This window comes from Streptomyces sp. NPDC037126, from assembly GCF_055605965.1.
This window is the reverse complement of the sequence record NZ_JBVJTD010000037.1, coordinates 1-12,876: the sequence shown is the minus strand read 5'-3', so window position 1 is coordinate 12,876 and position 12,876 is coordinate 1. Positions and strand designations below refer to the sequence as shown.

Annotated in this window: 11 protein-coding genes; 8 read left to right on the top strand and 3 right to left on the bottom strand. The window is 71.7% G+C overall.

The features are described 5' to 3' along the window. Nucleotides 1-1,212: 1,212 nt before the first annotated feature. From ACZ7FF_RS41045 to tpg (ACZ7FF_RS41030), 4 genes are all read left to right on the top strand, one after another. Nucleotides 1,213-3,399, top strand: coding sequence for a hypothetical protein (locus tag ACZ7FF_RS41045; RefSeq protein ID WP_470819387.1), 2,187 nt, complete (start codon nucleotides 1,213-1,215; stop codon nucleotides 3,397-3,399). After that, nucleotides 3,396-4,226, top strand: a complete 831-nt coding sequence (locus tag ACZ7FF_RS41040) for a DciA family protein (protein ID WP_470819385.1) — start codon at nucleotides 3,396-3,398, stop codon at nucleotides 4,224-4,226. Before ACZ7FF_RS41045 ends, ACZ7FF_RS41040 begins: the two co-directional genes overlap by 4 nt. Nucleotides 4,227-4,326: 100 nt before the next feature. Then, the gene (tap, locus tag ACZ7FF_RS41035; protein WP_470819383.1) at nucleotides 4,327-6,558 is read left to right on the top strand and encodes a telomere-associated protein Tap; all 2,232 of its coding nucleotides are present in this window, start codon (nucleotides 4,327-4,329) and stop codon (nucleotides 6,556-6,558) included. Between the two features lie 15 nt (nucleotides 6,559-6,573). Then, nucleotides 6,574-7,131, top strand: coding sequence for a telomere-protecting terminal protein Tpg (gene tpg, locus ACZ7FF_RS41030; protein ID WP_402200640.1), 558 nt, complete (start codon nucleotides 6,574-6,576; stop codon nucleotides 7,129-7,131). 127 nt (nucleotides 7,132-7,258) lie between these two features. Here tpg (ACZ7FF_RS41030) and ACZ7FF_RS41025 read toward each other — a convergent pair whose 3' ends face one another. Further along, nucleotides 7,259-8,077, bottom strand: coding sequence for a GNAT family N-acetyltransferase (locus ACZ7FF_RS41025; protein ID WP_402200641.1), 819 nt, complete (start codon nucleotides 8,075-8,077; stop codon nucleotides 7,259-7,261). 128 nt (nucleotides 8,078-8,205) lie between these two features. Between ACZ7FF_RS41025 and tpg (ACZ7FF_RS41020) the strand changes: the two genes are divergently transcribed. The 4 genes from tpg (ACZ7FF_RS41020) to ACZ7FF_RS41005 all read left to right on the top strand — a co-directional run bounded on the left by tpg (ACZ7FF_RS41020) (nucleotide 8,206) and on the right by ACZ7FF_RS41005 (nucleotide 10,626). Then, nucleotides 8,206-8,796 carry a telomere-protecting terminal protein Tpg gene (gene tpg, locus ACZ7FF_RS41020; protein WP_470819380.1) on the top strand — a complete coding sequence of 197 codons (591 nt, stop codon included), beginning with the start codon at nucleotides 8,206-8,208 and terminating at the stop codon, nucleotides 8,794-8,796. Nucleotides 8,797-8,899: 103 nt separating this feature from the next. Then, a complete protein-coding gene (locus ACZ7FF_RS41015) occupies nucleotides 8,900-9,661 on the top strand; it encodes a hypothetical protein (protein ID WP_470819447.1) in 762 nt (253 codons plus the stop codon). A gap of 459 nt (nucleotides 9,662-10,120) precedes the next feature. Then, nucleotides 10,121-10,354: a hypothetical protein gene (locus ACZ7FF_RS41010; protein ID WP_470819378.1), complete on the top strand. Its 234-nt coding sequence runs from the start codon at nucleotides 10,121-10,123 to the stop codon at nucleotides 10,352-10,354. Then, nucleotides 10,354-10,626, top strand: coding sequence for a hypothetical protein (locus ACZ7FF_RS41005; protein ID WP_470819376.1), 273 nt, complete (start codon nucleotides 10,354-10,356; stop codon nucleotides 10,624-10,626). Before ACZ7FF_RS41010 ends, ACZ7FF_RS41005 begins: the two co-directional genes overlap by 1 nt. 474 nt (nucleotides 10,627-11,100) lie before the next feature. Here ACZ7FF_RS41005 and ACZ7FF_RS41000 read toward each other — a convergent pair whose 3' ends face one another. Continuing rightward, on the bottom strand, nucleotides 11,101-11,475 hold the full coding sequence (locus ACZ7FF_RS41000; RefSeq protein ID WP_402200648.1) for a helix-turn-helix domain-containing protein: 375 nt from the start codon (nucleotides 11,473-11,475) through the stop codon (nucleotides 11,101-11,103). Nucleotides 11,476-11,576: 101 nt separating this feature from the next. Further along, nucleotides 11,577-12,197, bottom strand: coding sequence for a hypothetical protein (locus ACZ7FF_RS40995; protein ID WP_402200650.1), 621 nt, complete (start codon nucleotides 12,195-12,197; stop codon nucleotides 11,577-11,579). Nucleotides 12,198-12,876 lie beyond the last annotated feature (679 nt).

Sequence of the window (12,876 nt, the reverse complement as noted above, 5' to 3'; positions counted from 1 at the left end):
TCACTACCCGCTGACCAGGGAGAACTGGTGGCTGACAACACTGTCCCGCCGGGCTTCCCGCCTGACGGGGATTTCCTTGCGCGCCTCCCGGCAGGCGAGTTCAACATTCCTGGCAGCTCGGACGTTGCTCGAATTCGTCCGACAGCTCTGTCCGGTTCTAGGGCTAGGCTGTGGATCATCGGAAACGGCGAAAGCCCCAGGACCGTGCAGGGTCCCAGGGCTCTCGAACGGGGCGAAGCTCCGTTTGGGCGACACCTGATGGGAGGTGATCGCGGGATGAAGAGTACCCGCGTCTGCGGAACTGCACGCGCATCTGCGCCGTTCCTCTTCTGCGATCACACCATCGGACTCGCCTTTGGATATGCGCCGACTCCGCTCTCGCATTCGAGGGGGTCGGCCATGACCTAGCGGCCATCGGCCGCGCGCGCCGACAGGTGGAGTGGCATCCACTGGCCTCGCGCGGCCCGTCTTCCGACCGGACACACCGTCCAGGTCGGCGCTCAGATCCCGGTTGGCCCCGGTTCTGGGCTCCAGCTCATCGAGCTGGGTCTCTTCCATTCAGCACCACCCCGCTTTGGCAAGCGGGTTGCTCCACCCGGTCCGCTTTGGCAAGCGGGCCACCCCGGCTCTCCAGGAGCCCCTTTGGCAGGGGGCCTCTGTTGAGCCACCAGATGTGTGTCCGTCCGGTTCTCCGCGTTCGGCGGCCTTGGCAGGCCGTCGGGCTCGGGGGCCCGGTTGGTGTCCATCCGACGAACCGTTCGGCCGTGGTCGGGTCCCTTGGCAGGGGCCTGGTCGCGGTCGGGCGATCCATATGAAGGTTGGTGTCCCCGCCATAGTGCACGAGATCGGTGTCTTCTGTCAGCTCGACCGTGTCCGATTCAGCCTGGTTCGAGCCCCCCGCCTTTCCCGCGTGACGGGATTCGCTCACCCCGTTTGCCCTGTTCACGGCATTAATCACGAAGATTCTTCGGGGTGGAGTGTCACACGCCCCCCGGTCCGCGACACCTATACCAAGAGGGGGGCCCATGTCCTCCTGGCGGCGCCGGCCGCCGCGGTGCTCCGGAGCTCCGTCCCGTGGGGCGGGACGCGATCCGAAGTTCCTGCCCGCCGGGCGGGAGGGAGCAGGGGTTTCGCCGCTGCTCGGACTCTGTCCACAGGCAACCTGCGCAAGGCTGCCGAGATGATCTCTTTCTCGTCCGTTCGGGTGGGCCGATGAGCGCCGCGGCGGCGTCGGCCGCCGTGCTCCCGCGCCCGCGCACGGAGTTCGCCGGCGGGGCGTCGCGTCGTCGGCTGCGGTCGGTTCCGGCGCAGGCCGGTCCGGTCGCACGGCTGGAGCTGGGTAACCCGCTCCAGCTGTCGAAGACGATGCGGGCCCGGCTGCTCGCGGCGGTGCGCGCGTTGGTGGCGTCCCCGGCGCTGGCCGGTGCGTCGGACGGCGCGCGGCTGGCGTCGGTCGTGCTGACCGCGAAGGCGGATGTGCGCAAGGACTTCGAGACGTCGATCTGGGCGGCGGAGCTCGGTCGGTGGCTGGGGGTGTCGCAGTCGACCGTCGCGCACACGGTGCTGCCCGAGCTGCGCGCTGCCGGGTTCCTCGGCTCGAACGTCGCGACGAACGCCTTCGGGCACGCGACGGGCCTGGAGTGCTGGGTGATCCCGATGTACCGGGCGCAGAAGGCCGGCGACCGGCGGCACCCGCTGGCGCTGTCGCGCTCCGAGCTGGCGGTGCTGCTGAGCCTGTGCGAGGTGCTGTTCGGTCCGGGGTGGGCTCCGAAGGACAAGGCGCCGGTCCCGGCCGGGCTGCTCGCCGGTCGTACGGGCCGGGGTGCTGCGACGGATCGGCTCGGGCTGCTGTTGATGGTGCTGACGGCGGGTTCGGCGGGCTGGCTGCAGCTGTGCCCCGGGTCGGTGGACACCGGCCGTGGGCGTCCGGCGGCGACGGTCGCGCGGCTGCTGGGCTGCACGGCGGCGGCCGGGGCGAAGGTGCTCAAGCGCCTCCAGGAGCACGGCGTCGCGGACGTGGTGCGCAAGGAGACCAGCTCGGGCCTGAACGCGCAGTCGCGGGTGCGCCTGGTGCCGGTCGCGAAGGCCCACGGTGTGGCCGTGCGGGAGGCCCGCCGGGTCGCCAAGGCCCTGATTTCAGACCTCGCCGGTACTGCATCCGGAGATCTTGAGTCCGACGAGACGGGCGAGACCCTTGTGACGACTGGGATCGAGGGCGCCGGACAGGGCGGGGTGGCCGGATCGGCAGACCTCACCGCAACTGCACAGCACCACGCTCTCCACGCTTCTGGGGTTACTCCTGGGGGTTCTCTTGCGCTCTCTGGTGGCTTTTCCGGCGAAGGCCGTGGTGGGAACCACGGTCTGCCGGACCGCGCGTGCGTGCGCGAGGACGGCGGCCCGCTCCGCGGGGAACAGCAGGAGAAGTCCCCGTCGATGATCAGCGAGAAGCCCGGCCGCGGGCCGGTGGCCGACGGTGCGGTGCGGGTCGTGGACGGTGCGGGTCAGGGCAGGCAGCAGCGGGGGAGGGTGCCTCTGCCGCCGGAGGATCTGCGGGCCGTTCTGGCGCCGGTGGACCTGGTGTGGGCGCGGCTGGAGCGTCCGGCCGGCCGCCGCCTGGTGGAGGCCGCCGCGCGCAGCGAGCTGGGCAGGGTGGTCGGGTTCGCCGGCCGCGCGGACGCGCCGCAGGTCCTCGCCGACCGGCTCGCCCGGCGTCTGGCCGACCAGATGCGGCTGGCCGGGCCGATCAAGGACCCGGTGGGCTGGCTGATCGGCGTCGGTCTGCCGCAGCGTCAGCAGTGCGGCGACGTGCGGTGCGACGACCGGGTGCTGCTCGACTCCGGGCAGGACTGCCCCCGGTGCGAGGAGAAGCAGGCCGACCGCCGGGACCAGCGCCGCGCGGTCGCGGCCGCCGTCGACGCCGCGATGCCCGGCGCCTCGGAGGCGGAGCGGCGGGCGGCCACCGCCAAGCAGCTGCACCAGGACGTGACGGCCAGGGCGTGGGCGCAGGTGCACGAGTGGGACCAGGTCCGCGCCCGGCAGGCCGCCGCAGCTCAGGCCCGTGCCGAAGCCGCGGCCGCGCAGCCCGAGGACCAGGTCCCGGCCGTGCCGGTGGCCCCGGTCGTGCTGCCCGCGCCCCGTCCGGCCGCCGTGGTCCCGGGCCCGGAGGTCGCGGACGTCGACGACGACCAGGAGCTGGTCCTCGAGGACCTGACCCGCGAGCAGGTACTCGACTGGCGCACCCGCGCCGCGCACGACCACCAGATCGTCCACGACCACATCGCCCGGTACGGCGAGCACTCCGCGCAGCGCCTGTTCACCAGGTCGTTCGTCGCGACCGTGCAGCGCCTTTCGGGCCTCGGTCACCTGAACCTCGGCTACACCCCGTGGGGGCAGGCATGAGCGGCAGCGAGGTGTCCGGCGTCGACCTGGCCCGGGTCGCGCTGCGGGCCGCGATGGAGGCGGCGCGCGCCAACGGCGGCGGCCAGAAGGCGAAGGCGAAGCCGCGGCCGGTCCGTGCGGTTCGACGGGACGGGCGCGAGCCGATGGGCCTGGGGGCTGCGATCGGCGCGCTGGTCACCGAGCGCGCGTGGGAGCTCCCGGCCGCCGGCGCGACGCTGCGGGAGCGGTGGGCGGCCATCGCCCCCGAGCTCGCCGGGCACGTCGCCGCCGTGTCGTACGACGCCGACGCCGGGCAGCTCACGGTGTGTCCGGAGTCGGCGGCCTGGGCGACGAAGGCCCGGCTGGAGCAGACCCGCATCATCGCGGCCGCCAACCAGTCGGCGGGCCGGACGGTCGTCCGGTCCCTGCGGATCTTGGCGCCCGGCACGGTGGCGGTGACCGAGCCGGCCGACTCCGGCCCGGAGCCCGTGGCCGCGCCCGCCGGGCCGCCGCGTACCCGGGAGACCGCCTCGGGCGGCTACCGCCGCGCGCTCGCCGCGCACCAGGAGGCGGTGCCGCCGTCGCGGGTGGACCCGCACATCGCGGAGGCGGTGGAGCGGCAGACCGCTGCGATGCGGGAGCTGTCCCGCCGTGCGTTCCCCGAGCCCGATGCCGTCGCGGACGATGCGCCGGCCCCGATCGAGCAGGCCCGCACCGAGCGCCGCCGCCAGGCCGACGTCTCGCGCGCCGCGGCTCTGCGCCGGGCCCGTGCGGAGCGTGCGGCGAGGGAGGCCGGGACGGTGGCGGCGGTGACGCCTCAGCGGGCCCCGCTGCGGACGTCAGCATGAAACGTCGCCTCACCCTCAAGAGGGTTCGTACGGTGTTTGTACGGTAGATGTACGCGAACCTTACGGTTCATGGGGTAGAGTGTGGGTCAGGAGGTGTTCCATGTCCGAGATGTTCGACGCGGTCGACGCGCTGGTCGCGTCCCGCTCCGCCCTGCCGTCGGCGGAGGAGCGCAAGCGGCTGCGGGTCGCGCACGGCCTGACGCTGGACGACGTCGCCGGCGCGCTGAAGGTCCGCCGGGCCACGGTGTCCGCCTGGGAGTCGACCAAGAAGCCGACCGAGCCGCGCGGCCCGGAGCGTGAGGCGTACGCGCGACTGCTCAAGCAGCTCGCGGAGCTCTACCCGGCCCCGGTGCCCGCCACGTTCACCAGCGCCCCCGCCCCGACGGAAGCCCGTCCTCTGTCCACAGAGGAGGCGTCCGAGGCTGCGGTCATGACTGCAACCGAGAACACCCAGACCCCCGCCCCGGCCCCTGCCGCCGCTGCTCCGGCCGCCGCGACCCGCCCGGCGAGCACCACCAGGAGCACGTCGACGTCGCGCCGCCCCGGTGCGAAGAAGGCGGCCCCGGCCGGAACCCCGGCGGGCGGCACCGACCCGCGGTTTGAGAACGGGCCGCTGGCGGTTCTGGACATCGAGGACGGGAAGGTCCTGGCGTACTGCGTCGGCGGCCTGGTCCTGGAGGTGCCCGCCAAGTCCTTGCCGTCCCTGATCGACTGGACGCTCAAGGAGGCGAAGCTCGGGCAGCCGAAGCTGTCCGGACCGGGCAAGCCCGCCGACCCGCTGATCGTGCTCACCGAGGCCGCCCTGGAGCGCTACGGCCTGCCCGTCGCCCTCACCGAGGAGGAGCGGCACGCGGGGCGGATCCCGGAGGGCCACAAGGTCATCAAGCAGCTGACCCGCGCCGACTGGCAGCTCACGAAGAGGGGCTTCGGGCCGTGGGCGCGGATCTACCGCCCGGCCAAGGGCTCGGACCGCCAGTGTGTGCAGCTGTGTATCCCGTCGTGGAACGCGCTGGACACCCGGCACTGGGGCGACGCTGCGCAGCTTCCGCCGGCGGAGCTCGCCCGGGTCCTGGGCGCGTACGCGTCGCGGGTGATGACGCCGCGCGGTTCCACCGCTGTCACCGGCCTGGAGCTGATGACCGCCCTGCACCCGCCGACCTACGCCGTCCGCGATGAGGAGACCGGCGTCCTGCGCCAGGCCGACGACAAGACCCCCGGCTCACTGGGCAAGGACGCCATCGACCCGATGAACTGGCCGCCGTGCGAGGTCCCCGACGGCCACCCGGTCCTCAAAGACCTGCCCCGGTTCCACGTGCGCGGACCGGCGGAGAAGCTGTTCGAGGAGGCGTACGACTGGGCGCGGCCGATGACCGACGCGGAGTGCACCCTGCGCCACCTGGTCGGCATCGACGTCAACATGGCCTTCGCGGCCGGAGCCAACGGCTTGAATGTCGGGCTCGGTGAGGCGACGTACGTCAAGGCTCCCGCGTTCGACCCGAAGCTGCCCGGCTCGTGGCTGGTCGACCTGAGCCACGTGGACCTGTCCCGCGTGAAGGTCGGCAAGGAGTGGGTGGAGCTGGACGGCAGCCTGCTGCCGAGCCCGTTCACGCCGAAGGGCGAGCGGCCCGAGGGCCCGGCCTGGTACGCGACGCCCACCGTGGCGTACGCGGTGGAGCTCGGCTACGAGGTGCGCCCGCTGGAGGCATGGGTGCGCTACGACAACGGCCGCTACCTGGACGGCTGGTACAACCGGCTGCGCGACGCGTTCCTCGCCACGATGGCCGACCTCGGCGTCGACGCCGACCTGGCCCCGGCCGACTTCCTCGCGGCGATGGACGGCTACAAGGCCCGTGACCCGGAGCTGGCGATCGTCGTCTCGGCGGTCAAGGCGACGGTGAAGGGCGGCCTGGGCAAGCTGCGCGAGCGGCCTCGGGGCGAGGGCTGGCGGCCGGGCGAGCCGTGGCGCGCGCTCTCCCGGCCGACGTGGCGGCCCGACATCCGGGCGGCGGTCATCTCCCGCACCCGGATCAACCTGCACCGCAAGATCGTCAAGCACGCCGCCTTCACCGGCCAGTACCCCATCGCGATCCTGTCCGACTGCGTCGTCTACGCCGCGAACGGACCGAGCCCGCTGGACTTCCTGCCCTACCGGGAGGGCAAGCCGCTGCCCGGCGGGTTCAAGCTCGGCATCAACCCGGGCCTGGTCAAGCACGAGGGCACCCAGGACGTCCTGTGGGGCGAAGAGGTCCGCGAGCGGTTCAACGCGCCGGAGCTCAACCTCGCCCGGTACATCAAGGACGGCACCGTCACCGACGTCGACAACGGCGAGTAGGGGAGTACGCAGGCGATGAGCATGTTCGGGGACGGCCTGGACAAGGCGGTGCAGAAGGCGTTCACCCGCCCCGCGCCCAAGTCCGCGGGCCCGCAGATGCGGTACATGGTCAAGCAGCTCGGTGGCACGAAGGCGGTCGCCGAACTGCTCGGCATGTCCCAGCGGCAGGTGGAGCGGTACGTGGCGGGCAAGGCCAAGAAGCCGCGCGCCGACCTCGCCGCGCGCCTGGAGCGCGAGGTGACCAAGCGGTGGCAGCCGCAGATCCGGGCGAAGGCCAAGGCGAAGGCGGCGACGACCGGCGGCATCGTCATCGACGCCCGCGCCCGCATGGGCTACACCGCGCCGATCGGGTCGACGGACCAGGACCGCATCCGGCACCTGACCGTCGCCTTGCCGCCCCGCTATGCCGCCCGCCTCTTCGAGGCCCAGGAGCAGGGTGCCAGCGACGACCGCCTGCGGGAGATCGCCGCCGAAGCGCTCAAGGAGGTCTACTTCCAGGACGGCGGCCGCCGCGCCGGAAGCCTGGAGGAGGTCCGGTTCACCGACGTCGAACACCTCGAGTTCGACCTGTAGCAGCCACGCCCCGAACAGCCCGCGAGCCCGGACCGATTGGTCCGGGCTCGCTCGCGCATCCGCGGGGGTCGGATGGTCATGCACGCGATGCCGTGCTCAACGAGGGCGGCTCGCCCGGGTCACCGGCTCAGTGCGCGGGGCCGGGCAGGACGCCACGGATGACCAGCTGCCGCCCGTAGGGGGTCGGCATGGGCTGCATCTGGACGCCGGTGCGCAGCGGCTTCACCGAGAAGCGGAAGCCCTTGATCGGGCCGTGGCAGATGAAGCCGGCCGGTGTGGGGATGCCGATGCCGTCGGGGGAGAGGGTGAAGCCGAGCCCGGCGTAGAAGTCCGTCAGCTCCGGCTCGTGCGTGACGTACAGGATGGCCGCGCCGAACTTCCCCTTCTCGTGGGCGCCGGCCGCGCGCTCCACGTCGGCGACCAGGGCGCGGGCGATGCCCTTGCCGCGCCACGCTTCGACCACCGCGAGGGAGTCCAGGGTGGCGACCAGTCCGGCGATGATGTGCGCGTTGGGCGACCCCATGAGCATGGGGTGGGTGAACGCCCACGCCGCCGGCAGCGTCATCGTGCCGCCGACCAGCGCGCCGGATTCGGTCTCCTGCACCGCGCGGACGCGGGTGTACTTGTCGGCCTCCAGGCTCTGGCGGATCGCGGTGGGAAGCTGCCGCCAGGAGCCATCGGGGTTGTCCGGGTCGGCCAGCCGCATCACGGGCTCTAACGCCGCCGCGTCGGACGGTTCGGCGTCCCGGAGCATCACGCCGTCCGGCAAGGCCGGGACGTCCACGGGGATGATCTCGCCCGGCTGCACCGCGACCCCGGCGTTGGGGGATGAGGCGGCGTACATGCGCTCGCCCATCACGTCCCCCGAGAACAGGCGCTCCGCCTCGCGGCGTGCCGGATTCCCTGACCGTCGGGCGCCCTTGCGCGCCCCGTTCCGCTTCCCCACGGCGTTCCTCCCCTTGTCACCGCAACCCTCCCCCACCCGGCCTCCGGCCTAACGCCCCTCACTGGCAGGCGACTTGAAGCCGCGGTGCCCGGAGTCTGTCCACAGGTGATCCGTGATCCCTAGGAGGTATGAGCGAGCACGAGCAGCAGCAGTCGGCCCCGAGCCGGGGCAAGATCCTGGAGGCCCTCGCGCGGGCGAAGCGGAAGGTGTTCACCCGGCCCGCGCCGAAGTCCGCAAATGCACAGGTGAAATTCCTCCTCACGCGGATGAAGGGGTCGGCCAGGAGCCTGGCGGAGCGCGTGGGCACCTCGACGCGCACGATCGAGCGCTACCGCGCCGGGAAGCTGAAGAAGCCACAGAAGCGCCTCCAGGCGACCTTGGTGGAGGAGACCGAATCCGAGTGGCAACCGCAGGTCAGGGCACAGGCACGCGAACAGGCGTCCACCTCCAGCGGGATGATGGTGGAGGTGACCGCGTACTTCGGATTCACCTGCACAGGCAGCTCCGACGACGGCCGCATACGCACCATCACCACCCCGATCTCACCCACCTACGCGAAGCAGATCCTGGAGCTACAGGAAGCCGGAGCGACGGAGGAGGATCTGCATCCGATCGTCGCGGAGGCCATCACCGAGTCGTATTTCACGGAATGGGGCACCCGCGCCGATGGCCTGCGCGCAGATTTCACGCACGTCCAGGCCATCGAGTTCCTATTCTGACCCGGTCAAATTCCGGGCCTGCTATAAATAATCCGGCGGGCCGCCGTACAGCGCTCTGGCGGCGGCCCGCCCCGAATCCCGCATCACGAATACGAGGCCGATGATGACCACGCCCTGGCCGCCCCGGCGCACTGCGCGCCGTCCGCTCGCCCCGCGCGTCGCCGCGCCCCGGGAGCCGGTCGACCCCGCCCGCATCGGCCGCCGCGTCGTACGGCGACGGGCGAAGGGCATGGACGCCGGCGCCGTCGCGGCGGCCCTCGAGGACGCCCGGTTCGACGCCCGGCAGGACTCCAGGCACGAGGACCTGGCGGACGACGTCCGCGGCCCTGCGGAGCTCGCGGAGTGGGAGCGCATCGCGCAGCTGCTCGCCGACGCGGCGCCGGGCACCGTCTACGACCCGGAGGCCGACGACGTCGTCCGAGCCGAGCTTGCCGCCGAAGCCGCGGCCGCCGCCGCCCGGGAAGCCGAGCACCGCGAGGCCGCCCGGATCGCGGCCCGCGCCGATGAGCTCCTGGCGCTGCGCGAGCTCGGCACGCTGGAGCAGACCGAGCCCCGCGAGGGCGACGAAGCTGTCCGCGACGAACTCACCCGGCGAGCCGGCGGGTACGTCCAGGCCGACGTCGACGCCTGGCTCGCGCACGCCCTCGCCGCGCACCTCGGGCACTACCGCGACCCGGCCGCCCGCGAGGCCGCCGCCGGTCTTCTCACCCCGCCGGTCCTCGCGCACGCCGCGCTGCTCGCCGAACTGGCCCGTCTGGTCCCCGGCGTCGACGTCGACCAGCTGGCGTTCGCGGCCCGGCTCGCCACCACCGAACCCGAGGCCGCTGGTGCCCTCGCTGTGTTCCTTGCCCGTGTCCGGTCGTAGCGCAGCATTCGCACGGTCCGCTCCGGCGCGCCTGTGATCACCGAGGGTGGCTGTCACGCTGTCACGCTCGCCGGTGTCACGTGCCCCGATCCGGGTGTCACGTTGGGGTGTCACGCTGGCGGTTCGGCCCGGAATCACGGGCCCGACCCCTGGATTCGGGCCACTCGCCGATCAGCGTGACACCGTTCCCGGAGCGACTACGGTGCGCATCCGGGTCTGATCCTTCGCCTGCCTGAACAGTGGGCCGATCTGTGTCATCGACCCCCTGTTTTCCCAGGTGGACACGCTCACTGTGTCACTGTTCAGCTGATCTGTGTCATCGGGTAGCGGGCCGGGAGATGGGTCTCCCTGGCCTGGGTCCGCGTCCTCGTACGAGCCGGTTCGTCCGGAGTGGTCCCCAGGGCCCGGAGCGGCCGATACCGTTGGAGCAGACGCCAGTTCTGCCCCCTGGAGCCCTCGATGAGCGAACAGCCGGCCACCGCCGACCACGCCCGGCAGCAGCTGGAGCCCGCGGCCGCCGACGCGGTCCGTGCGTACGCGGCGAAGACCCGCGAGAACGCCGACCAGCTCGCCGCCGTCCTGGAGGACATCGCCACCAACGGCCTGCCCTCGGTGGAGGACTGCACGCCGTGGGAGGAGCTGCGCGAGGCCCACCTCGCCCGGCTCGCCGCACAGAGGCCGGCCGTCGCCTGATGGCCCCGCAGCACGGCCCGCGCCGCGCCCGGATCGCCTTCTCCGACTCCGCCGCCAAGCAGCTGGAGAACATCACCAGCGAGGCGGAGATCCACGCCCTCGACCGCGCCCTGGTCGTCGTCTCCGTCAACCCCGACATCGGCGAGGCGCTGCCCGGCGACTCCGCCGGCCCCCAGCTGCGCCAGTACACCGACGAAGTCGAGAGCGTGCGCCTGCTGTACTGGGTCACGGCTTTGCGCACCGTGGTCGTCGTCGCGTACATCGAGGTCTGACCAGCTAAGAAGCCGCTGCTCGCTGCACCGGCCCGCTGCTCGCTGCACCGGCCCGCTGCTCCTGGTGCTGCTCGTGCTCCTGGTCGTGCTGCTCGGCTGCTGCAAGGCGGGCTCGGCGTGCAGCGCGGTCTCGCACAGTCCAGACGGCACACGGGTGCTGCTCGTGCAGCAAGGCTGGCCTCCCAGTAGCAGCGGGCGCTGCTGCTCCCTGCTGCACCGGACCACGGGTTGTTCTGGAAAACCAGAACAACCCGGTTCACCTAGTGCTACCGAGCGCTCGACTCGCGGTGGCCGCTGCTGCACGGAGCGCCCCGGCGTTTGTTCTGCTGCACCAGAACAACCCGGTTTAGCCAGTGCTACCGGCTTGATCGCGGGCGGGCATGAAGAAGGCGCTACACCAGGGGTGCAGCGCCTTGGGGTCTTCGCGGGGCCAGGAGGCCGCTGGAGGGCCGGTGAGGGCCCTCGGTGGGGTGTTCAGCCGGTGGCGGCGAGGTTGGCTGTCTGCGCGGCGAACCGGGCCCGTCGCTGCTCGGTGAAGCGTTCGGGTTCGGCGGCTCGGATCTCCGGGACCGGCATGACGGGGGAGGAGACCGCGCCGCCGGTGAGTAGCGGGTGGAGCTGGTAGAGACCGTCTTCCAGGCTCCAGGCGAGTCCGCACTCGCGGAGCTCCTTGAAGCCGCGGTTCACGGTGGGCTTGCTGGCGCCCAGCTCGGAGCACATCTCGTTCTGGCTGATCGCGGCGGTGCCGGTCTCCGGGTCGCTGAGGTACAGCAGCTGGTCCAGGACGCGGCGGCCGGCGGTGGAGACGTCGACCAGGGCCAGGAGGCGCAGGACGTCACGGGAGATCATGACGGGTGCCTCTGTGGGAGGGCTGGGGACGTAAGAGCTGCTCACGGAGCCTCACCACTTTCGATCAGGTCGACGCTGTATCGAGGATATGCCGCGCGAGGTCATGCGCTCGCCTTGCGCACGGGCCGACGCTGCCGGAGCGTGACGACCTTCTCCTTGCGGCGGGCGGCCTCTGCGGCCTTCTTCTCCGCCTCCCGCGCCTGGCGCCACTCGGTGGGGTAGTCGGCGTGCGGGATGATGCAGGCCGGGCCCTCCGCGCCGTTCCACAGCGCCTGCCACTTCTCCTGCTCGCCGGAGGTGCCGGCGACCGTCAGCCACGGGTTCAGCTGGAGAACCCCGCGCTTGGCGGTGCGCATCCAGCCGATGTGCGCGAAGAACTGCGACGCCTCGTTCACCGAGGCCGCCGACAAGTTGCACCGCGCCTGGAGGTCGCGCTGGTTCGTCTTCACGAAGCCGCGGGCGGCGGCACGGGTCTGGTCGTCGGCGCGGTTGGCGTTCTGCAGCGCCACGAGCTTGCACCAGACCTGGAACCAGGAGCCGGGCATCTTCAGGCTGCCGAGCACGTCCATCAGCAGCCGGGCGTCCAGCACGTAGCCGCTGCACTCCGCGCTCGCGGCGAACTCCCGGCCCTTGATCTTCTCCACGCCCAGGATCAAGCCGCCCTTGCCGTCCGACCGCGCAACCACGCGCTCGCCGGGGCGGACGATCGGCAGCTGTTCCATCAGCACAGTCCTCCAGAGATGATCAACGTTTCGAGCAGCACGGTAGCACTAGGTAAACCGGCTTGTTCTGGAGGGGCAGAACAAACAGTGGCTCACAGTTACCTGACGTACCGTCAGGCGTGACCGATGTTTGTTCTGGATCTCCAGAACACCCGGGACGCGTTTGTTCTGGAAACCTAGAACAAACGGTTTCGCATCACCGCAGGTCAGAGCCGGTTTCGGCGCGGAACGCTCTTATGTGTCACTAGAGCTCAACCACCACGCGAACCCCGGCTGACACGCCACGGTGCGTACGGGACAAGCAGCTGGCAGCGGCGGGCGTGTCGCCGTCGACAACCACCAGATCGTGGGAGCCGGCCTCCGTGGCTGAGCTCGCTTCGCGTGCGGCACCGTGGTCCGGTGCAGGCAGGGGACAGCAGCAACGGCTCTGAGTCTCGGGTGGTGCCGACCGTGACGCTCAAAAGCGGGGGAAGCGTGGCCGGGGCCGGTGGACGGTTCCGCCGCCCGGCCCCGGGGGCCGTTCGGCTCCGGTACCTCCGCACGCCGGAATTCGAGCTTTCCGATATCTGAGGTACCGTTCTGTGGCTCGGGTCCACGACTTCGCAATTCGTTATTCCTCGGGTGAGTGGTGGGAAACGAATTCCGGCGCTGACCTTTCATCAAAGCCGCGCCCCGCGCT

What these genes read in the sequence shown, in the direction of transcription:
- ACZ7FF_RS41045 (WP_470819387.1), top strand. Translation starts at nt 1,213, where the DNA reads ATGAGCGCCGCGGCGGCGTCGGCCGCCGTGCTCCCGCGCCCGCGCACG.
- ACZ7FF_RS41040 (WP_470819385.1), top strand. Translation starts at nt 3,396, where the DNA reads ATGAGCGGCAGCGAGGTGTCCGGCGTCGACCTGGCCCGGGTCGCGCTG.
- tap (WP_470819383.1), top strand. Translation starts at nt 4,327, where the DNA reads ATGTCCGAGATGTTCGACGCGGTCGACGCGCTGGTCGCGTCCCGCTCC.
- tpg (WP_402200640.1), top strand. Translation starts at nt 6,574, where the DNA reads ATGAGCATGTTCGGGGACGGCCTGGACAAGGCGGTGCAGAAGGCGTTC.
- tpg (WP_470819380.1), top strand. Translation starts at nt 8,206, where the DNA reads ATGAGCGAGCACGAGCAGCAGCAGTCGGCCCCGAGCCGGGGCAAGATC.
- ACZ7FF_RS41015 (WP_470819447.1), top strand. Translation starts at nt 8,900, where the DNA reads ATGACCACGCCCTGGCCGCCCCGGCGCACTGCGCGCCGTCCGCTCGCC.
- ACZ7FF_RS41010 (WP_470819378.1), top strand. Translation starts at nt 10,121, where the DNA reads ATGAGCGAACAGCCGGCCACCGCCGACCACGCCCGGCAGCAGCTGGAG.
- ACZ7FF_RS41005 (WP_470819376.1), top strand. Translation starts at nt 10,354, where the DNA reads ATGGCCCCGCAGCACGGCCCGCGCCGCGCCCGGATCGCCTTCTCCGAC.
- ACZ7FF_RS41000 (WP_402200648.1), bottom strand. Translation starts at nt 11,475, where the DNA reads ATGATCTCCCGTGACGTCCTGCGCCTCCTGGCCCTGGTCGACGTCTCC.
- ACZ7FF_RS40995 (WP_402200650.1), bottom strand. Translation starts at nt 12,197, where the DNA reads ATGGAACAGCTGCCGATCGTCCGCCCCGGCGAGCGCGTGGTTGCGCGG.